We start from the raw sequence: 23,300 nt of genomic DNA, 5'->3' as shown, positions 1-23,300 counted from the left end.
GACCCGGGGCGCGTTCGTCGTCAGAGGGGGCGGGGCTACTTCGCCTCGGCCAACAGCTTCTGGATGCGGCTCACGCCCTCGGCCAGGTCCTCGTCGCTGAGCGCGTAGGACAGGCGCAGGTAGCCGGGGGTGCCGAAGGCCTCACCGGGCACCACGGCGACCTCGGCCTCCTCCAGGATGACCTCGGCGAGCTCGGTGGAGGTCTGCGGCTTGCGTCCGCGGATCTCCTTGCCCAGGACGCCCTTCACCGACGGGTAGGCGTAGAACGCGCCCTCGGGAACGGGGCAGAGGACGCCGTCGATCTCGTTGAGCATCCGCACGATGGTCCTGCGGCGGCGGTCGAAGGCCTTCTTCATCTCCTCGACCGCGGTGAGGTCGCCGGAGACGGCGGCCAGGGCGGCGGCCTGCGACACGTTCGCGACGTTCGAGGTGGCGTGCGACTGGAGGTTGCTCGCCGCCTTGACGACGTCCTTCGGGCCGATGATCCACCCCACGCGCCAGCCGGTCATCGCGTACGTCTTGGCGACGCCGTTGACGATGACGGTGCGGTCCGCGATCTCGGGGACCTCGACGGGCAGCGAGGAGAACTCGGCGTCGCCGTAGACCAGGTGCTCGTAGATCTCGTCGGTCAGTACCCACAGGCCGTGCTCGTCGGCCCACCGGCCGATGGCGCGGACCTGCTCGCGCGGGTAGACGGCACCGGTCGGGTTCGACGGGGAGACGAACACCAGCACCTTGGTGCGGTCGGTGCGCGCGGCCTCGAGCTGCTCGACGCCGGCCATGTAGCCGGTGCTCTCGTCGGTCACGACGAAGACCGGGACACCGCCGGCGAGCTTGATCGACTCGGGGTAGGTGGTCCAGTACGGGGCGATGACGATGACCTCGTCGCCCGGGTCCAGCATGGCGGCGAAGGCCTCGTAGATGGCCTGCTTCCCGCCGTTGGTCACCAGGACCTGAGCAGGCTCCACCTCGTAACCGGAGTCGCGCCTGGTCTTCTCCGCGATGGCCTTCTTCAGCTCGGGAAGGCCGCCGGCGGGGGTGTAGCGGTGGAAGCGCGGCTCACGGGCCGCGGCCACCGCGGCCTCGACGATGTAGTCGGGGGTCGGGAAGTCCGGTTCACCCGCGCCGAAGCCGATGACGGGACGGCCCTCCGCCTTCATGGCCTTGGCCTTGGCGTCCACCGCGAGGGTGGCGGACTCGGAGATGGCGCTGATACGTGCAGAGATACGGGGTCGGTCAGTCATGCTCCTATGTTGTCATGTGTGCCCCGGGGCCGGTGGCGGGGGAAGGCCCCGTCCCGCCGGACGAAGTCCCCGGAGGGTGCCGGACCCGGGGTCCGGGCGCCCGGCCGGGCCCGCCGTCAACGGTTTGGCCCGAGCAGCGTGGAGGGCGTACACTCGTTCGCGTCGGTTCGTCGTTATGCAGGTGTCACACCACCGAGGGTGTGCGACAGCACTCAGAACCGGCTATGGTGGGGAGCGCAGTTTCCGCTCAAGGGCAGTGGCTCAATTGGCAGAGCACCGGTCTCCAAAACCGGCGGTTGGGGGTTCGAGTCCCTCCTGCCCTGCAAGTCCGCACGTGGTGCGGGGTGGCGTTCAGCGCCGCCCCGCCGCGGAGACAACGGAACTACGGGGATACGAAGCAGCCCGCGACCCTAAGGACCCCAGGTGACTCAGACTGACGCCGACGCCAAGCCCGACAAGGAGCCGAAGCGTCGTACCGGTCCGGTGACGTTCACCAAGCAGGTCGTCGGGGAACTGCGCAAGGTCCGCTGGCCCACGCGCAAGGAACTCGTCACCTACACCATCGTCGTGTTGGTGTTCGTCGTGATCGTCCTCGCCTATGTCTCCCTTCTGGACTTCGCCTTCGGTGAGGCCGTGACCTGGCTCTACAGCACCTTCGGCCGCCCCGCGGGCGCCTAGGAGCCCCGGGCCGCGCCTCGGGTGAACCCCGCTGGCGCCCCTGTCGGCGGCCGTTTCCACGGCCGTTCCGCCCCCGCTCGTCCGCGCGTTGGTCCCGCGTCGCCCGGAAAGACCGTAAGCTGGCAGAACTGGGTTCGACGCACGGCCTGTTCGGTGTGCGTCGCACGCACTAGCGAATCCGACGAGAGAAAGAGCAGCCGTGTCCGAGTCCCCACTGACCTCTGACGACTTCCCCGAAGAGGAGCCGGATCAGTCGTCGGCGGAAGAGACCGGCCTGGCGGGCGAGCTGTCCGAGGAAACGGTCGAGCAGACCGACGCCGACAGCCCGGAGCTGGCCGAAGAGGCCGCTGAGAGCACCGACGAGGCCGCTGACGCCGAGGCCGACGAAGCCGAGGCCGAGCCCGAGCTGCCCCGCCTCGACCCCGTCGAGGAGTACAAGAACGAGCTCGTCCTGCTGCCCGGCGACTGGTACGTCGTGCACACCTACGCGGGTTACGAGAAGCGGGTCAAGGCCAACGTCGAGAGCCGCACCCAGTCCCTCAACATGGAGGAGTACATCTTCCAGGTCGAGGTGCCCGAGCACGAGGTCACCGAGGTCAAGAGCGGCAAGCGCCAGCAGGTCACCGAGAAGGTCCTGCCCGGCTACGTCCTGGTCCGCATGGACCTGACCGACGAGTCCTGGTCGGCCATCCGCAACACCCCCGGTGTCACCGGTTTCGTGGGCCTGTCCAACAAGCCCGCCCCGCTGAGCCTCACCGAGGTGGCCAAGCTCCTGGCCCCCGAGCCGGAGGAGGAGCCGGAGCAGACCCAGCAGGTCAAGGGTTCCGGCGGCGGCGAGGCCCGCTCCGACGTGGCCTACGACGTCGGCGAGTCCGTCACGGTCATGGAGGGTCCGTTCGCGACCCTGCCCGCTACCGTCAGCGAGATCAACGCCGACACCCAGAAGCTCAAGGTGCTGGTGTCGATCTTCGGCCGTGAGACCCCGGTGGAGCTCTCCTTCAACCAGGTCGCCAAGATCTGACCCCGTGGGGTCTTCCCCACACCCCGCCCGGACCACTGTCCGGGCGACGTAGACTTGGTGGGTCCGCCCTGTGATGGGCGGACCCACTGTCGCGTGCCCCGCCCAGGCGGGACACGCTCCGGCCCGTCCGGTCCCGACGGGCCGTGACTCCGCGCCCGGGTACCCCGTACCCGAACGCGGGCAGCCTCCTTCGGCAGCGGTTCCGCCGTGGTCCCGTGACCCCGCGGTGCCGTCAGGGAGGCAGGGGCCGGCACACAACGCAGATCAGGCAAAGGACCCGATATGCCTCCGAAGAAGAAACTTGCCGCACTCGTCAAGGTGCAGCTCCCCGCCGGTCAGGCGACCCCGGCGCCGCCCGTCGGTACCGCTCTCGGTCCGCACGGCGTCAACATCATGGACTTCTGCAAGCAGTACAACGCTGCTACGGAGGCCCAGCGCGGCAGCGTCATCCCCGTTGAGATCTCCATCTACGAGGACCGCTCCTTCAGCTTCATCACCAAGACGCCCCCGGCGCCGCGGCTGATCCTGAAGGCCGCCGGTCTGGACAAGGCCGCCACCGACCCGGGCCGCACCACCGCCGGTTCGATCACCGCCGACCAGGTCCGTGAGATCGCGCAGACCAAGCTGCCCGACCTCAACACCGACGACATCGAGGCCGCGGCCAAGATCGTCACCGGTACCGCCCGCTCGATGGGCATCGAGGTCAAGTAGCTCCCCCTCGGGGCTGCTCGACGGCAAGAACCACAGTGGCAGGGCCAGGCGCTGGCCCTAGGACCACACGTTCCCTTAGGAGAACAGCGTGAAGCGCAGCAAGAACCACCGCAAAGCCGACAACCTGGTGGACCGCGACCGGCTCTACAGCCCCGCCGAGGCCGTGAAGCTGGCCAAGGAGACCACCAAGGTCAAGTTCGACGCGACCGTCGAGGTCGCCCTGCGCCTGGGCGTCGACCCGCGCAAGGCCGACCAGATGGTCCGCGGCACCGTGAACCTGCCGAACGGCACCGGCAAGACCGCTCGGGTCCTGGTCTTCGCGACCGGTGAGCGTGCCGAGCAGGCCCGTGCCGCTGGCGCCGACATCGTCGGTGACGACGAGATGGTCGAGAGGGTCCAGAACGGCTTCCTCGACTTCGACGCCGTCGTGGCCACCCCGGACCTCATGGGCAAGGTCGGCCGCCTCGGCCGCGTGCTCGGTCCGCGCGGCCTCATGCCCAACCCCAAGACGGGCACCGTCACCCCGGACGTGGCCAAGGCCGTGACCGACATCAAGGGCGGCAAGATCGAGTTCCGCGTGGACCGCCACGGGAACCTGCACTTCATCATCGGCAAGGTCTCCTTCGAGGAGCCCAAGCTGCTGGAGAACTACCGGGCCGCGATCGACGAGGTCAACCGCCTCAAGCCGTCCGCCGCCAAGGGCCGCTACATCAAGAAGGCCGTGGTCACCACCACGATGGGTCCGAGCATTCCGCTCGAGGCCTGACACGCCTGCTTGATCCTGCGGGCCCCGGCCCCGACCGCCGCCGTCCCCGGACGGCGAGCCGGCGGGCCGGGGCCCTCCTGTTGTCCGGGTCCCTGATCCGGGACGGCGGACGGCCCCCGCCTCCTCGCGGAGACGGGGGCCGTCGGCGTATGCGGTTACGCGGTGTGTGCGGTCACGCGGTGCCGATCTGGTCCTCGGTCGGCATCTCGAAGGAGGTCGAGTCGATGTCGGAGAACGCCATCGAGGCGTCGGCCTTGTCATCGGACAGATCCATGCGCATCGGGAAGCCGTTGTCGTCGATCCACAGGGTGACGTTCAGGGCCCCGGTGACGTCGCCGCCCATCAGCTTCTCGAGCACACCCTTCTGCTCGGAGGTGAGCCCGTCCAGGTCCTCGGCGGTCATGGAGCCCTCGACGACCGTGGTCTCGACGCCGTCGATCGCCTCGGTGCCGGTCTCCTCGGCCTGGTCGACTTCGGCCAGGGCCTTGGCGAGATCGGGCAACGACTCGAGGTCGAAGAAGTCGTCCGGGTCCTGCTCCATCTGGTCCGGGCTGTTGCGGAGCCAGGGGCTGTCGCCCTGGAGACCGTGCTGGTCCGCGACCAGCGGGTCCTGGCCCTCCTCGGTGATGAAGATGAAGGTGCCCAGGTCCTCGGCGGTGAGGTCGGCGGGCAGCTCGCCGCCAATGGACATGAACTCGAACATCATCTCGCCGAGGAGCGGCACGTTCATGGTGGTCTGGACGGCCTCGGGGTCGTCCATCACCTCGTAGACCAGGCCAGCCTCGATCTCGCCCACGTCGGGGTCGGACTCCGTCGTGTCGAGGGTGAGGGTGTAGTTGGTGAGCTCGTCGGTGTTGTCCCCGAGGCTGCCGAGCAGGTCCTCGATGGTGCTCTTCTTGTCGTCGCCCTGCCCCTCCTCCGCCGCGGCCTCGGTGGTCTCCTCCTCGGCTGCGTCGCTGCCGCAGGCGGTGAGGGCGAGGGCCAGGGACAGGGAACCGGCGGCCACGAAGGCCGGGGTACGGGTCTTCAAGGGAAGTGTTCACTTTCTTCGATGGGGGAGACGGGGGAAACGGGGCGCGTCGGAGAGCGGGGGCGCCCGTCAGTTGTGACTCGATGTTCCCACCTTCGACGGACATTACCGGTATCGCGTTCCGTCGGCGGGCGTGATCGGTGTCCGTTCCTCACGGAGCGGTGATGTCACCTCCCCCTCTTGCTGCTGCGGGGCGGTTCCGGTCCGGGCGGATGAGGTGTGGATCACCCCCGTGTGCGGCCCCGATTGGACGAGCACCCCCATTCGTCCGTTAGCATTGGTAATTGCCGAAGACCGCTGGTCGTCACCCGCTCGGGTGACCCAAGGACCCGTTGATGGGCGCCCGCGCAGGTGTCACCAGAGCTTTCCCGTTCCGGTGCGTGCAAGCCACGCTCTGAGAACGCGGTCGTGCCCCGTGCGCCTCGCGCTCGGGGCTTTTTCTCGTGCTGACGCCGATCGTGGAGTCCTTGGGAACCAACCAGCGTTCACTGTTGGAAGGAGTCCCATGGCGAGGCCGGACAAGGCAGCCGCGGTCGCCGAACTCTCGGACGAGTTCCGTGAGTCGAACGGCGCCGTGCTGACCCAATACCGGGGGCTCACTGTTGCGCAGATCACTGAACTGCGTAACAGCCTCGGTCAGACAGCGCGTTTTCGCATCGTCAAGAACACGCTGACCAAGCTCGCGGTCAAGGAGGCCGGAGTCGACGAGCAGATCGTTGATCTGCTCGAAGGCCCGTCCGCCATCGCCTTCGTCCGCGGGGACGTCGTCGAGGCCGCCAAGGGTCTGCGTGACTTCGCGAAGGCGAACTCGCCCCTGGTGATCAAGGGCGGCCTCATCGACGGTAAGTCGATGAGCGCCGAGGACGTCACCAAGCTGGCCGATCTGGAGTCCCGAGAGGTTCTCCTCTCGAAGCTGGCCGGTGCGCTCAAGGCCAAGCAGGGCCAGGCCGCCGCCGTCTTCCAGGCGCTCCCGTCCAAGACTGTGCGTCTCGCGCAGGCCCTGGCGGACAAGCGTTCCGAGGAAGCCGCTTAAACCCCATGAACCACGGCGGGTGCCGACGGCGCCCGGCCACTGGCTCGCACGATGCGCCGTTGGGCGCGCGTGTCGTTAGAGAAAGAGAGATCGCACCATGGCGAAGCTCAGCAACGAGGACCTGCTTGCCGCGTTCGAGGAGATGACCCTCCTCGAGCTCTCCGAGTTCGTGAAGCTGTTCGAGGACAAGTTCGACGTCACCGCTGCCGCTCCGGCCGCCGTCGTCGCTGCCGGCCCCGCCGGCGGCGGCGCCGCTGAGGAGGCCGAGGAGCAGAGCGAGTTCGACGTCGTCCTCGAGGGCGCCGGCGACAAGAAGATCCAGGTCATCAAGGAGGTCCGCGGCCTCACGAGCCTGGGTCTCAAGGAGGCCAAGGACCTCGTCGACAACGCCCCGAAGCCGCTCCTCGAGGGCGTCAGCAAGGATGTCGCGGACAAGGCCAAGGCCGCCCTTGAGGGCGCTGGCGCCTCCGTCACCCTCAAGTAGTCCTCTGCGGGCCCCAGATGCCCGCTGGTCTGCGTGAAGCGGCCGTCCCTCCTCCGGGAGGGGCGGCCGCTTTCCTGTGTCCTGGGAGGGCTGACGCCCCCTCCGGGCGTGGGGCGGAACGGTACCGGGGGATCCGGTCCGTCGACGATCCCGGGCCCGCGGGCCGGAAACGGGGACCGAACGTCCGTCGACCGCACGGTCCGACGTCCCGTATGTCATGAACGGCGCCGTGTCTGACCTGCCGTGCGCCGGGTGGTGTGCGAAGCTGGGGCGGTCCGGGGCGGAATCCGCCGAGCCCGCGTGTGCGAACTGTCCTCTGGACGCGATAACCTCCCGTCCCGGGAATCTTGACGGGGCACGGGGAGAGTGTTTACCCGCCTCGGGCGGGGGAACCTTTCCGGGTGTCCGTTGGCTCACATCCCCCGAGGGGCCAGGGCAGGCGCGCTGTTTCACCCTGATGGTCCAGGGCCTCCCCCCGGGGACGGCCGTCGGTCGGAACCCGGACCGGAGTCACCCCGCCGGGGGCGCCGGTGCACGAGGGGCGGGCTTGACGGATCGCCCTCCACGGGTGATCCTGCCGGTGTCGTGAGTGGCGCTGTGGACCGTGAGTGGACAGCGGTGTGGTGTTCGGCTACACTGCTCTTTTGCGCTGCCCTTTGGTGATCCCTGTATCGGTGTTCGGTTTCCGCCATCCCATTTCGCTGGATCCGGAAAGCCCGAACCCGATCGATGTGACCGTCTCAACCGCGTTGCGGCGGTACTTCTCGTGACGGATCGTCTGGCGTGCGCGCTTCAACCGCCACAAGCCTTCGGAAGGACCCCTGTTGGCAGCCTCGCGCAACGCCTCCGCTAACGCCCTTGGTCCGCACCGCGTTTCTTTCGCCCGTATCCAGGAGCCCCTCGAGGTTCCCAACCTTCTGGCCCTGCAGACCGAGTCGTTCGACTGGCTGCTGGGCAACGACACGTGGAAGACCCGGGTCGAGACGGCCCGTAACGCTGGCCGCAAGGACGTTCCGGAGCAGTCCGGTCTCGAAGAGATCTTCGAGGAGATCAGTCCGATCGAGGACTTCTCGGGCACGATGTCGCTGTCGTTCCGCGACCATCGGTTCGAGCCGCCCAAGTACTCCGAGGAGGAGTGCAAGGACAAGGACATGACGTACTCCGCCCCGATGTTCGTCACGGCGGAGTTCATCAACAACGACACCGGTGAGATCAAGAGCCAGACGGTGTTCATGGGCGACTTCCCGCTCATGACCGTCAAGGGCACCTTCATCATCAACGGTACCGAGCGCGTAGTCGTCTCCCAGCTGGTCCGTTCCCCGGGTGTCTACTTCGACAAGTCCGTCGACAAGACCTCGGACAAGGACCTGTTCGGCTGCAAGGTCATCCCGTCCCGCGGTGCCTGGCTGGAGTTCGAGGTCGACAAGCGCGACTTCGTCGGCGTCCGCATCGACCGCAAGCGCAAGCAGGGCGTCACCGTCCTGCTCAAGGCGCTGGGCTGGACGACCGACCAGATCCTGGAGCGCTTCGGCCAGTACGAGTCGATCCGCAACACCCTGGAGAAGGACCCCACAGCGGGCACCGACGACGCGCTGCTGGACATCTACCGCAAGCTGCGCCCCGGAGAGCCGCCCACGAAGGAGTCGGCCCAGGCGCTGTTGGAGAACCTGTACTTCAACCCCAAGCGCTACGACCTGGCCAAGGTCGGTCGCTACAAGATCAACAAGAAGCTCGGCCTGGACACCGACTTCACGCAGGGCACCCTCACCGAAGAGGACATCGTCTCCACCATCGACTACCTGGTCCGCCTGCACGCGGGCGAGGTCGAGAAGGAGACCGCCCTCGGTCCCCGTCCGGTCGAGACCGACGACATCGACCACTTCGGCAACCGCCGCCTGCGCACCGTCGGCGAGCTCATCCAGAACCAGGTCCGCCTGGGTCTGGCCCGGATGGAGCGCGTCGTCCGTGAGCGGATGACCACCCAGGACGTCGAGGCGATCACGCCGCAGACCCTGATCAACATCCGCCCCGTCGTGGCCTCCATCAAGGAGTTCTTCGGCACCTCGCAGCTGTCCCAGTTCATGGACCAGACCAACCCGCTCGCGGGCCTGACCCACAAGCGCCGCCTCTCGGCGCTGGGTCCGGGCGGTCTGTCCCGTGAGCGCGCGGGCTTCGAGGTCCGGGACGTCCACCCGTCCCACTACGGCCGCATGTGCCCGATCGAGACGCCCGAGGGACCGAACATCGGTCTGATCGGCTCGCTGGCCGCCTACGGTCGCGTGAACTCCTTCGGTTTCGTGGAGACCCCGTACCGCAAGGTCATCGACGGTCGCATCTCCGACCACGTCGACTACCTCACCGCGGACGAGGAGGACCTCTACGTCATCGCGCAGGCGAACACGCCGATGAACCCGGACGGCACCTTCGCCGAGGCCGGCGTGCTCGTCCGCCGTAAGGGCGGAGAGTTCGAGCAGGTCAGCACCGACGAGGTCGACTACATGGACGTGTCGCCGCGCCAGATGGTGTCGGTCGCCACCGCCATGATCCCGTTCCTGGAGCACGACGACGCCAACCGTGCGCTCATGGGCTCCAACATGCAGCGCCAGGCCGTGCCGCTGCTCCGCGCCGAGTCGCCCTTCGTCGGCACCGGCATGGAGTACCGCGCCGCCACCGACGCCGGTGAGGTCATCGTCGCGGAGAAGGCCGGCGTGGTCGAGGACGTCACCGCCGACTACGTCACCGTGATGGCCGACGACGGCACGCGCAAGACGTACCGGATGGGCAAGTTCCAGCGCTCCAACCAGGGCACCTGCTTCAACCAGCGCCCCATCGTGTACGAGGGGCAGCGGATCGAGGCCAAGCAGGTCCTCGCCGACGGTCCCTCCACGGACCAGGGCGAGATGTCGCTGGGCAAGAACCTCCTCGTGGCGTACATGTCCTGGGAGGGCCACAACTACGAGGACGCGATCATCCTCTCCCAGCGCCTGGTGCAGGACGACGTCCTCTCCTCGATCCACATCGAGGAGCACGAGGTCGACGCCCGCGACACCAAGCTGGGCCCGGAGGAGATCACCCGCGAGATCCCCAACGTCAGCGAGGAGGTCCTGGCCGACCTCGACGACCGGGGAATCATCCGCATCGGTGCCGAGGTCGTCGACGGCGACATCCTCGTCGGCAAGGTCACGCCCAAGGGCGAGACCGAGCTGACCCCGGAGGAGCGCCTGCTCCGCGCCATCTTCGGCGAGAAGGCCCGCGAGGTCCGCGACACCTCCCTGAAGGTGCCGCACGGCGAGACCGGCAAGGTCATCGGCGTCCGGGTGTTCAGCCGCGACGAGGGCGACGAGCTCGCCCCCGGCGTCAACGAGATGGTCCGCGTCTACGTGGCCCAGAAGCGCAAGATCACCGACGGTGACAAGCTCGCCGGCCGTCACGGCAACAAGGGCGTCATCTCGAAGATCCTGCCCCAGGAGGACATGCCCTTCCTGGAGGACGGCACCCCGGTCGACATCATCCTCAACCCGCTGGGCGTCCCCGGCCGAATGAACGTCGGTCAGGTACTGGAGGTCCACCTGGGCTGGCTGGCCAAGAACGGCTGGTTGGTGGAGGGTGTCGAGGAGGAGTGGCAGAAGTCGCTGCACGCGATCGGCGCCGCCGAGGTCGACCCGAACTCGCGTGTGGCCACGCCGGTATTCGACGGTCTGCACGGTGACGAGCTCAGCGGCCTCATCCAGTCGGTCCGCCCGAACAAGGACGGCGACCGCCTCATCAACACCGACGGCAAGGCCCGCCTGTTCGACGGCCGTACCGGTGAGCCCTTCGCGGAGCCGATCTCCGTCGGCTACAAGTACATCCTGAAGCTCCACCACCTCGTGGACGACAAGATCCACGCCCGCTCCACCGGTCCGTACTCCATGATCACCCAGCAGCCGCTGGGCGGTAAGGCGCAGTTCGGCGGTCAGCGCTTCGGTGAGATGGAGGTCTGGGCGCTGGAGGCCTACGGTGCCGCCTACGCGCTCCAGGAGCTGCTCACCATCAAGTCCGACGACGTGGTGGGCCGCGTCAAGGTCTACGAGGCCATCGTCAAGGGCGAGAACATCCCTGAGCCGGGTATCCCTGAGTCCTTCAAGGTGCTCATCAAGGAGATGCAGTCGCTCTGTCTGAACGTGGAGGTGCTGTCCAGTGACGGTATGTCCATCGAGATGCGGGACAGTGACGAGGACGTCTTCCGCGCCGCGGAAGAACTGGGAATCGACCTGGGCAGGCGAGAGCCGAGCAGTGTCGAAGAGGTCTAACTTCCGCGGAATCCGAGAGCAGGGGACGAATTAAGTGCTCGACGTCAACTTCTTCGACGAGCTGCGGATTGGCCTCGCCACCGCCGACGACATTCGCCAGTGGTCGCACGGCGAGGTCAAGAAGCCCGAAACCATCAACTACCGCACCCTCAAGCCCGAGAAGGACGGACTCTTCTGCGAGAAGATCTTCGGTCCGACCCGGGACTGGGAGTGCTACTGCGGCAAGTACAAGCGCGTCCGCTTCAAGGGCATCATCTGTGAGCGCTGCGGCGTCGAGGTGACCCGTGCCAAGGTGCGCCGTGAGCGGATGGGCCACATCGAACTGGCCGCCCCCGTCACGCACATCTGGTACTTCAAGGGCGTGCCCTCCCGGCTGGGCTACCTGCTGGACCTGGCGCCGAAGGATCTCGAGAAGATCATCTACTTCGCCGCCTACATGGTCACGTGGGTGGACACCGAGGCCCGTGAGCGCGACCTCCAGTCGCTGGAGGCCCGGATCTCGGTCGAGAAGCAGCACCTGGAGCAGCGCCGCGACTCCACCATCGAGGAGCGCCACCGCAAGCTCGAGGCCGACCTGGCCGAGCTGGAGGAGCAGGGCGCCAAGGGCGACGCGCGCCGCAAGGTGCGCGAGGGCGCCGAGCGCGAGATGCGGCAGCTGCGCGACCGCGCCCAGCGCGAGATCGACCGCCTCGACGAGGTGTGGAGCCGTTTCAAGAACCTCAAGGTCCAGGACCTCGAGGGTGACGAGATGCTCTACCGCGAGATGCGGGACCGCTTCGGGAAGTACTTCCGCGGCGGCATGGGCGCCCAGGCCATCCAGGACCGCCTGTCCAACTTCGAGCTGGACGAGGAGGCGGAGAAGCTCCGGGAGACCATCCGCACCGGCAAGGGCCAGAAGAAGGCCCGCGCCCTGAAGCGGCTCAAGGTCGTCTCGGCGTTCCTCAACACCACCAACAGCCCCATGGGCATGGTGCTGGACTGCATCCCGGTCATTCCGCCGGACCTGCGTCCGATGGTGCAGCTGGACGGTGGCCGCTTCGCGACCTCCGACCTCAACGACCTGTACCGCCGCGTCATCAACCGGAACAACCGCCTCAAGCGGCTTCTGGACCTCGGCGCGCCCGAGATCATCGTCAACAACGAGAAGCGGATGCTGCAGGAGGCCGTCGACGCGCTGTTCGACAACGGCCGCCGCGGCCGCCCGGTCACCGGTCCCGGTAACCGTCCGCTCAAGTCGCTGTCCGACATGCTCAAGGGCAAGCAGGGCCGTTTCCGTCAGAACCTGCTCGGTAAGCGAGTCGACTACTCCGGCCGTTCGGTCATCGTCGTCGGTCCGCAGCTCAAGCTGCACCAGTGCGGTCTGCCCAAGCAGATGGCCCTGGAGCTCTTCAAGCCGTTCGTGATGAAGCGCCTGGTCGACCTGAACCACGCGCAGAACATCAAGAGCGCCAAGCGCATGGTGGAGCGGTCCCGTCCGGTCGTGTGGGACGTCCTCGAAGAGGTCATCACCGAGCACCCGGTTCTGCTGAACCGTGCTCCCACGCTGCACCGTCTGGGTATCCAGGCCTTCGAGCCGCAGCTGGTCGAGGGCAAGGCCATCCAGATCCACCCGCTCGTGTGCACGGCGTTCAACGCCGACTTCGACGGTGACCAGATGGCCGTGCACCTGCCGCTGTCCGCCGAGGCCCAGGCCGAGGCGCGGCTGCTGATGCTCGCCACCAACAACATCCTCAAGCCGTCCGACGGCAAGCCCGTGACCATGCCCACCCAGGACATGATCATCGGTCTGTACTACCTGACGACGGAGCGCGCCGGCGCAGCCGGTGAGGGCCGTGCCTTCCGTTCCCCGGCCGAGGCCATCATGGCCTACGACCTGGGCGACCTGGACCTGCAGGCCAGGATCCGGCTGCGTATCGCCGACGGCGCTCCCGCGCCCAAGGACTGGACGCCGCCGGAGGGCTGGGAGCAGGGCGACGTCTACGTCCTGGAGACCACTCTGGGCCGGTACCTCTTCAACGAGGCCACCCCGGTGGACTACCCGTACGTCAACTTCCAGGTGGGCAAGAAGCAGGTCTCGGTCCTGGTCAACGACCTCGCCGAGAACTACCCCAAGGTCCAGGTCGCCACGACCCTGGACGCCCTGAAGGACGCCGGTTACCGCTGGGCCACCCGGTCCGGCCTGACCATCGGTATCGAGGACGTCGTCGCGCCTCCGCGCAAGGCCGAGATCCTCAGCGGCTACGAGGGCAAGGCCGACAAGATCCAGCGCGAGTACGACCGCGGTCTGATCACCGACGACGAGCGCCGTCAGGAGCTCACCGAGGTGTGGACCCAGGCCACGGCCGAGGTCGCCAAGAACATGGAGGACAACTTCCCCGCCGACAACCCGGTGTGGATGATGGTCCAGTCCGGTGCGCGTGGTAACCCGATGCAGGTGCGCCAGATCGCCGGTATCCGTGGTCTGGTCTCCAACACCAAGGGTGAGACGATCCCGCGTCCGATCAAGTCCTCCTACCGCGAGGGCCTGTCCGTGCTGGAGTACTTCATCTCCACGCACGGTCAGCGCAAGGGTCTGGCCGACACCGCCCTGCGTACCGCCGACTCGGGTTACCTGACCCGGCGTCTGGTGGACGTCGCGCAGGACGTCATCGTCCGTGAGATCGACTGCGGAACCGACCGTTCGCTCTGGCACGAGATCGGCGAGAAGAACGCCGCCGGCGTCGTCGTGCGCAAGCACAACGTCGAGAACACCGGTTTCGGTCGGACGATCGCCGAGGACACGCTGGACCCCGAGGGCAACCTCGTGCTCCCGGCGCTGTCCGACACCTCCGAGCAGAACATCGACAAGCTCGTCGCACACGGGGTCACCCGCGTGCGCATCCGCTCGTCGCTGACCTGTGAGGCGAAGATCGGTGTCTGCACCACCTGCTACGGCCGCTCCATGGCGACCGGTAAGCCGGTGGACGTCGGTGAGGCGATCGGTATCATCGCGGCCCAGTCCATCGGTGAGCCCGGTACCCAGCTGACCATGCGTACCTTCCACATGGGTGGTTCGGCCGGTCAGGACATCACCCACGGTCTGCCCCGTGTCCAGGAGCTCTTCGAGGCCCGTATCCCCAAGGGTATGGCTCCGATCTCCGAGATGGAGGGCCGGATCCGGATCGACGACACCGAGAAGAGCCGCAAGATCGTCGTCATCCCCGACGACGGCACGGACGAGATCGCCTACCCGGTCCCGATGCGTGCGCAGCTCCTGGTGGGCGACGGCGACCACGTCAAGGTCGGCCAGCAGCTCATCCAGGGTGCGATCAACCCGCACGAGGTGCTTCGCATCCAGGGCCCGCGCGCGGTGCAGCAGCACCTCGTGTCGGAGGTCCAGGAGGTGTACAAGTCGCAGGGTGTGTCCATCCACGACAAGCACATCGAGATCATCGTCCGCCAGATGCTCAAGCGCGTGAACATCCTGGAGTCGGGCGACACCGAGCTGCTGCCCGGCGAGATGGTCGAGCGGCCCAAGTTCGAGCGGATCAACCGACGTGTCGTGTCCGAAGGCGGCCAGCCGGCCGCCGGACGTCCGGTACTGCTGGGTATCACCAAGGCCTCGCTGGCCACGGAGTCCTGGCTGTCGGCGGCCTCCTTCCAGGAGACCACCCGGGTGCTGACCGAGAACGCGATCCACGGCAAGAGCGACCCGCTGCTCGGCCTCAAGGAGAACGTCATCATCGGTAAGCTCATCCCGGCCGGTACCGGAATTCCGCAGTACCGCAACGTCCGGGTGGAGCCGACCGAGGAGGCCAAGGCCTCGATGTACTCGGTCTCCGGTTACGAGGAGCCCAGCGAGTACACCTTCGGTCAGGGATCGGGAGAGGCCGTTCCCCTGGAGGAGTACGACTTCGGGCCGTACAACCGGTAAGCGTCAACCTGAACGTTGGCTGAGCTGACGGCGGCGGTCAGCCACCCCCACACCGGGGGTGGCCCCGCCGCCGTTTCGTCGTTGTCGGTCCGCACACCGCTGTGTGGACGGGGAGAGGGCGCTACGGCGCTGGCGGGAGAGCAGGCAAGTGACTGATAACGGGGGGGACGCACCGGGGAACCGGTCGTCCGAGCAGGACGCGGACTCGTGGTTCAAGCCCAGTGAGAACCGCTATCGCACGCAGTCGGAGTACCAGGACCCCCTGGAGGGCGAGGAAGGCACCGGGGAGGGCGGCGACGCCCCCGCCGGCGGTGCGGTCTTCCCCGACAGCGGGGGTTACGCGGGGCTGAGCGCCTCGCGTCCGGCCATGGTGGAGCCCTACCCGGACGCTCTGGGCGGCCCGTCCGAGACCCCGCAGGAGACCCCGCCGACCTACGGAGGGGAGTCCCCGTACGTTCCGGGCATCTCCTACCCGGGTGCGGGGAGCGCGGCCTACCAGCCGGTCACCCGGATCCCGGGGGAGAGCGACCCGCTGGGCGCGCCCGGGGGGTTCCCGGAGCCGGAGGGGCCTTCGCGGACCGGGAGTTCCGCGGAGACCGGGGGGCCGGTGGAGACCCGGGAGAGCTCCGTAACCGGCGGCTACCCGGGCATCGCCGCCAGCGCCGAGGTCCCGCTGCCGCCGGAGGGCTCCGAACCCGCTCCGGAACCCGCCCACGACAGCTGGGCGGCGGGCGGGAACGACTCGTGGGCCGCCCGGCCCGCCGAGGAGGAGCCCGAGGAGGCCCCCGCAGACGAGGAACCCGGAGCCGAACCGCCCCGGGCAGCGGACACGGACGCTCCGGCTGCGCAGCCGTGGGCGGCCGAAGCGCCCGGAACGGTGAACGGCACCTGGTCCGCCGAGGCGCCCCGGGCGGCGGGCGACGACCGGGCAGCAGCGGAGCCCGCCGCGGCCGCGCGACCGTGGGGAGCGGAGCCCTCCGTCCCCGAACCCGCGCAGGACGGCTGGACCGCTCCGGTCGAGGACTCCTGGGCGCCGCAGACGGCCGCGGAGCCCGAGCCCGCCCCCGCGGTCGAACCGTCGGCCCCCGAACCCGTGCAGGACACCTGGGCGGGTGCGGCCGGGGAGACCTGGAGGCCCGAGCCCGACCGGGACCAGCCGCAGCAGTGGCAGGGCACCGGCGGCCTGGACAGCTGGAGCCCCGTACCGGACAGCGGTGACGTCTGGAGGGGCGCGGGCACCACCGAGCCCTGGGCCGAGCCGACCACCCGGCAGTGGAGCGACCCGGCCCCCGCCCCCTCCTACGGCGTTGACCGGTACGACGACGAACTCTCACCCCGGCCCGTGCCGCCGCTCGACGAGTTCCCGGCGCACGACCAGTACACCCGCGACCGGACCGGCGGGTACGAGGACGAGCTCTCCGCGCCCTCGCCCGAAGCGGCCTCCGCCGAACAGGACGGGATCGGCAGCGGGAGCGGGAACACCTGGGCCTTCGACCGCGACGATCCCCGCCTGCCCGACGTGGTCCGTGACGCCGAGCGCCGCCGCCGCGACACGGCCCCGGAGGAGCCCTCCTTCACCGACTGGGGCGCTGACACCGACTGGACCGCCGTCCCCGCCGGGGAACCCGCGGGGGAGCGGGACGGCGGGCCCGACACGGGCGAGTTGTCCGCGGCCGTAGCCACATCCGAGGACCCCCTGGCGGCCATCGCCGACATGCAGTCGCGGGCCAGGGCCAAGGAGGACCCGGGCGCGGAGGAGGAGTACGGGCCCGACCCCGGTCAGGGGTGGGACGAGCGCCCCGGCCAGGGGTGGGACGAGCGCCCGTGGGACGCACCCGCGCGGGACGAGCTCTCCTGGGACGCGCCGCCGGCCGAGGAGCCGTCGTGGGGTCGGCCGGTCCCGGACGAACACCCCCTGGACCAGCCCTCCTGGGGCGGCTCCGCCGCCGCTGCCGAGGACGGCTCCTGGCGCGGGGGCGAGGGCTCCACCCAGATGTTCACGGCGCCCTCCTTCGACGGGCCCGCCGATCCCGGCGGCTTCGACGACGGAGCCCGTCAGGACTGGTCCGCCGGGACCCGGGCCTCCTGGGACCGGGAGGAGCCCCGGGGCTACGACGAGCTGGGCTACGACGAGCGCGGGGCCGCCTCCGGCGGGGACGGTTACCCGGACCGGGTCCACGAGGACGGGGACGGTTACGACGACCGGCTCGACGACGGCGTCGAATACGGCGAATACGGGGACGGTTACGACGACCGGGCCCGCGACGGACTCGACGGTCCGCCGGAGGAACAGGAGACGGTGGCGCCCGGGGTCCCCTCCGACCTGGGGGCGGTGCCGCCGCCCGTGGACCGGGCCCTTCGGGAACGCGCCGCCGAGGACGAGCTCCGCGAGGAGGAGTCGGACTACGAGGACGGCTTCACCCCCGCGGACTACGGGATGCCGGAACGGCCCAGGCAGTCCCGGCGGCGCCGGGACCGGATCGCCGCGGACTTCCCGGGCTTCGACGACGCGCCCCTGGGCGGGGACGTGGGCGACGCCTACCCCGGTTACGACAGCGTCGACTTCCTGGCCGACACCGAGCCCGGGGCGAACCTGACCCTGTGGCTGGGTGTGGCCTCGCTGCTCCCGGGGCTCGGTGTGATCACCGCGGTCCTGGCGCTGTTCGTCACCGGCCCCAAGGCCAAGAGGACGATCCGTGAGTCGCGCGGCACACTCGACGGGCTGGGTCTGATCACCACCGGTACCGTCTTCGCGGTCATCGGCATCCTGGTGACGGTGATCTCCGTCGCGATCTGGTTCGCGCTGTAGCTTCCCGGCCGCTTCCGGGGGACAATTGACCCCCTGGGAGCGGCCGTTGCCCTTTTACGGCCCTCCGCCCGCCCCCCGGCGGGAGAACATGGGGCGAAACGAGTCTGGAAGCGCGTAGACTAGGGGTGACCCACGGCTACGCGAGAACCGGTTCCGCTTGTCTCGCCATGTCGCACACCGTTTTGACCGCCTGTTCGGTAAGCGGTAGCCTGTGTGATTGTGCCCGTGAGTCGACGGGTCACACGTGCGTGTGCGGCGCCCCAGTCCTCCACAGGACGGACGCAAGGCGCGCGGCGCATGTGAACCCCCTCCTGTGAATCGGCCTTACGGCCGGGTGTGCGCCATCCGCCATGCGTGGGAACAAGCGCGACACGCCCGACCCCGGGGGTCGGGGAGTTTCGGGAAATTCAGCAGGTCAATAGCGATATCGGCTACGAGAACCGGCGTAGGTCACGAGGAAGACGGAGACGCGGTGCCCACCATCCAGCAGCTGGTCCGCAAGGGCCGACAGGACAAGGTCGCAAAGAACAAGACCCCGGCGCTGAAGGGGAGTCCGCAGCGTCGTGGTGTGTGCACGCGTGTCTACACCACTACGCCGAAGAAGCCGAACTCCGCTCTGCGTAAGGTCGCTCGCGTCAAGCTGAGCAGCGGCATCGAGGTCACGGCCTACATTCCCGGCATTGGTCACAACCTCCAGGAGCACAGCATCGTGCTGGTTCGTGGCGGTCGAGTGAAGGACCTGCCGGGCGTCCGCTACCGAATTGTCCGCGGTTCGCTCGACACCCAGGGTGTCCGGGGCCGCAAGCAGGCCCGTAGCCACTACGGCGCCAAGAAGGAGAAGTAAGCATGCCGCGCAAGGGCCCGGCGCCGAAGCGCCAGCTCATCACCGACCCGGTTTACGGCTCGCCGCTCGTCACCGCACTCATCAACAAGGTGCTCCTCGACGGCAAGCGCTCCATCGCACAGAGCGTCGTCTACGACGCCCTCGAAGGCGCCCGTGAGAAGACCGGTCAGGACCCGCTCGTCGTCCTCAAGCGAGCCCTGGACAACATCAAGCCCGCGCTGGAGGTCCGCAGCCGCCGTGTCGGTGGCGCGACCTACCAGGTGCCGGTCGAGGTTCGCGCCTCCCGGTCCACCACGCTGGCCCTGCGCTGGCTGGTCGACTTCTCGCGCAAGCGTCGTGAGAAGACCATGACGGAGCGTCTGATGAACGAGCTGGTTGACGCCAGCAACGGTCTGGGCGCGGCTGTCAAGAAGCGTGAGGACACGCACAAGATGGCCGAGTCGAACAAGGCCTTCGCCCACTACCGCTGGTAATCCCGCGGCGAATCGATTCCTTGAGACCTAGGGAAGACGAGCCTCATGGCTAAGACTTTGCTTGACCTGGCCAAGGTCCGCAACATCGGCATCATGGCCCACATTGACGCGGGCAAGACCACGACGACCGAGCGGATCCTCTACTACACCGGTGTGACCCACAAGGTGGGCGAGGTCCACGATGGCGCTGCCACCATGGACTGGATGAAGGAGGAGCAGGAGCGGGGTATCACCATTACCTCGGCTGCTACCACCACCCACTGGGACGACTTCACCATCAACATCATCGACACGCCTGGCCACGTCGACTTCACGGTCGAGGTCGAGCGGTCGCTGCGTGTGCTCGACGGTGCCGTCGCGGTGTTCGACGCCAAGGAAGGCGTCGAGCCCCAGTCGGAGCAGGTCTGGCGCCAGGCCGACCGTTACAAGGTCCCCCGGATCTGCTTCGTCAACAAGATGGACAAGATCGGCGCGGAGTTCCAGCGCTGTGTCGACATGTTCCGTGAGCGCCTCGGCGCGAACGCCATGCCGATCCAGCTGAACATCGGCGCCGAGAGCGACTTCCAGGGCGTCATCGACCTCGTGAAGATGAAGGCCTACGTCTGGAACGACGAGGCCAAGCTCGGCGAGATGTACGACACGGTCGACATCCCCGAGACCCACACGGACGCCGCCCGCGAGGCCCGCGACTCCTTCATCGAGACGCTGGCCGAGGCCGACGACGAGATCATGGAGCTGTACCTGGAGGGCCAGGAGCCCACCGAGGAGCAGCTGGTGAGCGCGATCCGTCGCGCCACCATCGCCGGCACCGCCGTTCCCGTGGTCTGCGGCACCGCCTTCAAGAACAAGGGCGTCCAGCCCCTGCTCGACGCGGTCACCGCCTACCTCCCCTCGCCCCTGGACGTGGACGCCATCGAGGGCCACGACCCCAAGGACGAGAGCGAGGAGACCAAGCTCGAGCGCAAGCCGAGCGTGGACGAGCCGATGTCCGCACTGGTCTTCAAGATCATGAGCGACCCGCACCTGGGCAAGCTCACCTACGTGCGCATCTACTCGGGCGTCCTCACCGCAGGTACCCAGGTTCTGAACAGCCTGAAGGGCCGCAAGGAGCGCATCGGCAAGATCTACCGCATGCACTCCAACAAGCGTGAGGAGATCCCCGAGGCCGGCGCGGGCGACATCGTCGCGGTCATGGGCCTGAAGGACACCACGACCGGTGAGACGCTCTGTGAGCAGGGCTCGCCGATCGTCCTGGAGTCCATGACCTTCCCGGCTCCGGTCATCGAGGTGGCCATCGAGCCCAAGACCAAGAGCGACCAGGAGAAGCTGGGCATCGCGATCCAGCGTCTGGCCGACGAGGACCCCTCCTTCCAGGTGGCCTCGGACGAGCAGACCGGCCAGACCGTGATCTCCGGCATGGGTGAGCTGCACCTCGAGGTGCTGGTCAACCGCATGCGCGACGAGTTCAAGGTCGAGGCGAACATCGGTAAGCCCCAGGTGGCCTACCGCGAGACCATTCGCAAGAAGGTCGAAGGCCACGTCTACACCCACAAGAAGCAGACCGGTGGGTCGGGCCAGTTCGCCAAGGTCAAGATCGACCTCGAGCCGCTCGTGGCCGAAGAGGGCGACGCGTCGGGTTACGAGTTCGTCAACTCCGTCACCGGTGGCCGCATCCCGCGGGAGTACATCCCGTCGGTCGACGCGGGCTGCCAGGAGGCCGCTGAGCTGGGTGTGCTCGCGCACTACCCGCTCGTCGGCATCAAGGTGACGCTGCAGGACGGCCAGTACCACGACGTCGACTCCTCCGAGATGGCGTTCAAGACCGCTGGTTCGATGGCCTTCAAGGAGGCCGTCAGGCTCGCGAAGCCTGCGCTGCTCGAGCCGGTCATGGCCGTCGAGGTCACCACGCCCGAGGAGTACATGGGCGACGTCATCGGTGACCTGAACTCCCGTCGTGGACAGATCCAGTCCATGGACGAGCGTTCCGGTGTCCGGCTGGTCAAGGCCCAGGTGCCCCTTTCGGAAATGTTCGGCTACGTGGGTGACCTGCGCAGCCGTACGCAGGGTCGAGCCAACTACTCGATGGTGTTCGACTCCTACGCGGAGGTTCCGTCCGCTGTCGCCCAAGAAATTGTGGCGAAGGTTCGCGGCGAATAGTCGCGAACACGCAACCAGGCTGTTCCCGCAACCGCGGGTTGGACCACAGTCAGATAGTTCTGTACGTCTAGGAGACTTCCAGTGGCGAAGGAAAAGTTCGAGCGGACTAAGCCGCACGTCAACATCGGCACCATCGGTCACATTGACCACGGCAAGACCACGCTGACCGCAGCCATCACCAAGGTGCTGCACGACGCGTACCCGGACCTGAACCCGTTCACCCCGTTCGAGGACATCGACAACGCTCCGGAGGAGCGCGAGCGCGGTATCACCATCTCCGTCGCTCACGTCGAGTACCAGACGACCGAGCGTCACTACGCTCACGTCGACTGCCCCGGCCACGCGGACTACGTGAAGAACATGATCACGGGTGCCGCGCAGATGGACGGCGCGATCCTGGTCGTGGCCGCCACCGACGGCCCGATGCCGCAGACCAAGGAGCACGTGCTCCTGGCCCGCCAGGTCGGCGTCCCCGCCATCGTCGTCGCCCTGAACAAGGCCGACATGGTGGACGACGACGAGATCTTCGAGCTCGTCGAGCTCGAGGTCCGTGAGCTGCTCAGCGAGTACGAGTTCCCCGGCGACGACGTTCCCGTCACCAAGGTCTCGGCTCTGAAGGCGCTCGAGGGCGACGCCGAGTGGGGCAAGGCCGTCCTGGAGCTCATGGGCACGGTCGACAGCTTCATCCCGGAGCCCGAGCGTGACACCGAGAAGCCCTTCCTGATGCCGATCGAGGACGTCTTCTCGATCACCGGTCGCGGCACCGTCGTCACCGGCCGTATCGAGCGCGGTATCGTCAACGTCAACGAGACCGTTGACATCGTCGGTATCAAGGAAGACAAGCAGACCACCACCGTCACCGGTGTTGAGATGTTCCGCAAGCTGCTCGACCAGGGCCAGGCCGGCGACAACGTCGGTCTGCTCCTGCGCGGCATCAAGCGCGAGGACGTCGAGCGCGGCCAGGTCGTGATCAAGCCCGGCACGACCACCCCGCACACCGAGTTCGAGGGTCAGGTCGTCATCCTGTCCAAGGACGAGGGTGGCCGCCACACGCCGTTCTTCAACAACTACCGCCCGCAGTTCTACTTCCGCACCACCGACGTCACCGGCGTCGTGACGCTGCCGGAGGGCACCGAGATGGTCATGCCCGGTGACAACACCGAGATGTCCGTCGTGCTGATCCAGCCGGTCGCGATGGAAGAGGGCCTGAAGTTCGCCATCCGTGAGGGTGGCCGGACCGTGGGCGCGGGTCGCGTCACGAAGATCCTCAAGTAGCACACACGTTGGGGTGGCCCCCTGAGGAGCCGCCCCGACGTGGTGGGTGGGCCGCCTCACCGCGGCCCACCCACCACACTGACAAGACGTCATCGGGCTCTGTGACGGTGACGCACCGCAGGGGCAAGCCCTGTTGCGGTTTCTCAAGGGAATAGGGGCTCACGGCCGAACACGCCGGCGGATTCGCCGACGGGCCTGGGCGTCTGTGACCGGGACAGCTCACCGTTACGGACACTGAAGCGAAGGACGAACAGGCCACATGGCGGGACAAAAGATCCGCATTCGGCTAAAGGCCTATGACCACGAGGTCATCGACAGCTCGGCGCGCAAGATCGTTGAGACTGTGACGCGAACTGGCGCACAGGTCGCGGGCCCGGTGCCGCTGCCGACGGAGAAGAACGTTTACTGCGTCATCCGATCGCCGCACAAGTACAAGGACTCGCGCGAGCACTTCGAGATGCGCACCCACAAGCGGCTGATCGACATCATCGACCCCACACCGAAGACGGTCGACTCGCTTATGCGTCTCGACCTGCCGGCTGGCGTTGACATCGAGATCAAGCTTTAAGG

General features: G+C 67.8%; 17 protein-coding genes and 1 tRNA gene. 16 read left to right on the top strand and 2 right to left on the bottom strand.

Translation table 11 applies throughout. The features are described 5' to 3' along the window. Positions 1–35: 35 nt before the first annotated feature. Complete coding sequence (locus IE195_RS00685; RefSeq protein ID WP_191266705.1) at positions 36–1,244, bottom strand: pyridoxal phosphate-dependent aminotransferase; 1,209 nt, start codon at positions 1,242–1,244, stop codon at positions 36–38. Between the two features lie 250 nt (positions 1,245–1,494). Between IE195_RS00685 and IE195_RS00680 the strand changes: the two genes are divergently transcribed. The 5 genes from IE195_RS00680 to rplA all read left to right on the top strand — a co-directional run bounded on the left by IE195_RS00680 (position 1,495) and on the right by rplA (position 4,420). Next, positions 1,495–1,567, top strand: a tRNA-Trp gene (locus tag IE195_RS00680). A 100-nt stretch (positions 1,568–1,667) separates the two neighbouring features. Further along, positions 1,668–1,922, top strand: coding sequence for a preprotein translocase subunit SecE (gene secE, locus IE195_RS00675; RefSeq protein WP_191266703.1), 255 nt, complete (start codon positions 1,668–1,670; stop codon positions 1,920–1,922). A 199-nt stretch (positions 1,923–2,121) separates the two neighbouring features. Beyond that, positions 2,122–2,943: a transcription termination/antitermination protein NusG gene (nusG, locus tag IE195_RS00670; RefSeq protein ID WP_191266701.1), complete on the top strand. Its 822-nt coding sequence runs from the start codon at positions 2,122–2,124 to the stop codon at positions 2,941–2,943. Between the two features lie 282 nt (positions 2,944–3,225). Further along, a complete protein-coding gene (gene rplK / locus IE195_RS00665) occupies positions 3,226–3,654 on the top strand; it encodes a 50S ribosomal protein L11 (protein WP_191266699.1) in 429 nt (142 codons plus the stop codon). A gap of 88 nt (positions 3,655–3,742) precedes the next feature. Further along, positions 3,743–4,420 carry a 50S ribosomal protein L1 gene (rplA, locus tag IE195_RS00660; RefSeq protein WP_191266697.1) on the top strand — a complete coding sequence of 226 codons (678 nt, stop codon included), beginning with the start codon at positions 3,743–3,745 and terminating at the stop codon, positions 4,418–4,420. A 172-nt stretch (positions 4,421–4,592) separates the two neighbouring features. Here rplA and IE195_RS00655 read toward each other — a convergent pair whose 3' ends face one another. Beyond that, entirely contained in the window at positions 4,593–5,450 is an 858-nt protein-coding gene (locus IE195_RS00655; RefSeq protein WP_191266695.1) for an SCO4651 family lipoprotein, read from the bottom strand. Between the two features lie 505 nt (positions 5,451–5,955). Between IE195_RS00655 and rplJ the strand changes: the two genes are divergently transcribed. The 11 genes from rplJ (at position 5,956) to rpsJ (ending at position 23,298) form a co-directional block, all read left to right on the top strand. Continuing rightward, the gene (gene rplJ, locus IE195_RS00650; protein WP_191266683.1) at positions 5,956–6,483 is read left to right on the top strand and encodes a 50S ribosomal protein L10; all 528 of its coding nucleotides are present in this window, start codon (positions 5,956–5,958) and stop codon (positions 6,481–6,483) included. Between the two features lie 97 nt (positions 6,484–6,580). Beyond that, entirely contained in the window at positions 6,581–6,967 is a 387-nt protein-coding gene (gene rplL / locus IE195_RS00645; RefSeq protein WP_191266679.1) for a 50S ribosomal protein L7/L12, read from the top strand. A 608-nt stretch (positions 6,968–7,575) separates the two neighbouring features. Further along, a complete protein-coding gene (locus IE195_RS00640; RefSeq protein WP_191266676.1) occupies positions 7,576–7,737 on the top strand; it encodes a hypothetical protein in 162 nt (53 codons plus the stop codon). A 54-nt stretch (positions 7,738–7,791) separates the two neighbouring features. Beyond that, positions 7,792–11,259 carry a DNA-directed RNA polymerase subunit beta gene (gene rpoB, locus IE195_RS00635; RefSeq protein ID WP_191266674.1) on the top strand — a complete coding sequence of 1,156 codons (3,468 nt, stop codon included), beginning with the start codon at positions 7,792–7,794 and terminating at the stop codon, positions 11,257–11,259. Positions 11,260–11,293: 34 nt separating this feature from the next. After that, positions 11,294–15,172, top strand: a complete 3,879-nt coding sequence (locus IE195_RS00630; protein ID WP_191266670.1) for a DNA-directed RNA polymerase subunit beta' — start codon at positions 11,294–11,296, stop codon at positions 15,170–15,172. A 148-nt stretch (positions 15,173–15,320) separates the two neighbouring features. After that, positions 15,321–17,981 (top strand): hypothetical protein, encoded by a 2,661-nt coding sequence (locus IE195_RS00625; RefSeq protein WP_191266668.1) that lies wholly within the window; start codon positions 15,321–15,323, stop codon positions 17,979–17,981. Positions 17,982–18,453: 472 nt separating this feature from the next. Next, positions 18,454–18,825 carry a 30S ribosomal protein S12 gene (gene rpsL / locus IE195_RS00620; protein ID WP_014912437.1) on the top strand — a complete coding sequence of 124 codons (372 nt, stop codon included), beginning with the start codon at positions 18,454–18,456 and terminating at the stop codon, positions 18,823–18,825. 2 nt (positions 18,826–18,827) lie between these two features. After that, a complete protein-coding gene (rpsG, locus tag IE195_RS00615; protein WP_191266666.1) occupies positions 18,828–19,298 on the top strand; it encodes a 30S ribosomal protein S7 in 471 nt (156 codons plus the stop codon). Positions 19,299–19,343: 45 nt separating this feature from the next. Then, positions 19,344–21,455 carry an elongation factor G gene (gene fusA / locus IE195_RS00610; RefSeq protein ID WP_191266664.1) on the top strand — a complete coding sequence of 704 codons (2,112 nt, stop codon included), beginning with the start codon at positions 19,344–19,346 and terminating at the stop codon, positions 21,453–21,455. 81 nt (positions 21,456–21,536) lie between these two features. Next, positions 21,537–22,730, top strand: coding sequence for an elongation factor Tu (gene tuf / locus IE195_RS00605; protein WP_191266662.1), 1,194 nt, complete (start codon positions 21,537–21,539; stop codon positions 22,728–22,730). Positions 22,731–22,989: 259 nt separating this feature from the next. Beyond that, complete coding sequence (rpsJ, locus tag IE195_RS00600; RefSeq protein ID WP_013156110.1) at positions 22,990–23,298, top strand: 30S ribosomal protein S10; 309 nt, start codon at positions 22,990–22,992, stop codon at positions 23,296–23,298. Positions 23,299–23,300 lie beyond the last annotated feature (2 nt).

Origin of the sequence: Nocardiopsis terrae, from assembly GCF_014651695.1 — a bacterium.
GTDB classification, from domain to species: Bacteria; Actinomycetota; Actinomycetes; order Streptosporangiales; family Streptosporangiaceae; genus Nocardiopsis; species Nocardiopsis terrae.
This window is presented reverse-complemented; position numbering and strand designations above follow the sequence as displayed.

Excerpts from the sequence above, each read along its gene's own strand:
- rplJ (WP_191266683.1), top strand. The coding sequence starts at position 5,956 with ATGGCGAGGCCGGACAAGGCAGCCGCGGTCGCCGAACTCTCGGACGAG.
- IE195_RS00685 (WP_191266705.1), bottom strand. The coding sequence starts at position 1,244 with ATGACTGACCGACCCCGTATCTCTGCACGTATCAGCGCCATCTCCGAG.
- rpsJ (WP_013156110.1), top strand. The coding sequence starts at position 22,990 with ATGGCGGGACAAAAGATCCGCATTCGGCTAAAGGCCTATGACCACGAG.
- fusA (WP_191266664.1), top strand. The coding sequence starts at position 19,344 with ATGGCTAAGACTTTGCTTGACCTGGCCAAGGTCCGCAACATCGGCATC.
- rpsG (WP_191266666.1), top strand. The coding sequence starts at position 18,828 with ATGCCGCGCAAGGGCCCGGCGCCGAAGCGCCAGCTCATCACCGACCCG.
- rplK (WP_191266699.1), top strand. The coding sequence starts at position 3,226 with ATGCCTCCGAAGAAGAAACTTGCCGCACTCGTCAAGGTGCAGCTCCCC.
- rplL (WP_191266679.1), top strand. The coding sequence starts at position 6,581 with ATGGCGAAGCTCAGCAACGAGGACCTGCTTGCCGCGTTCGAGGAGATG.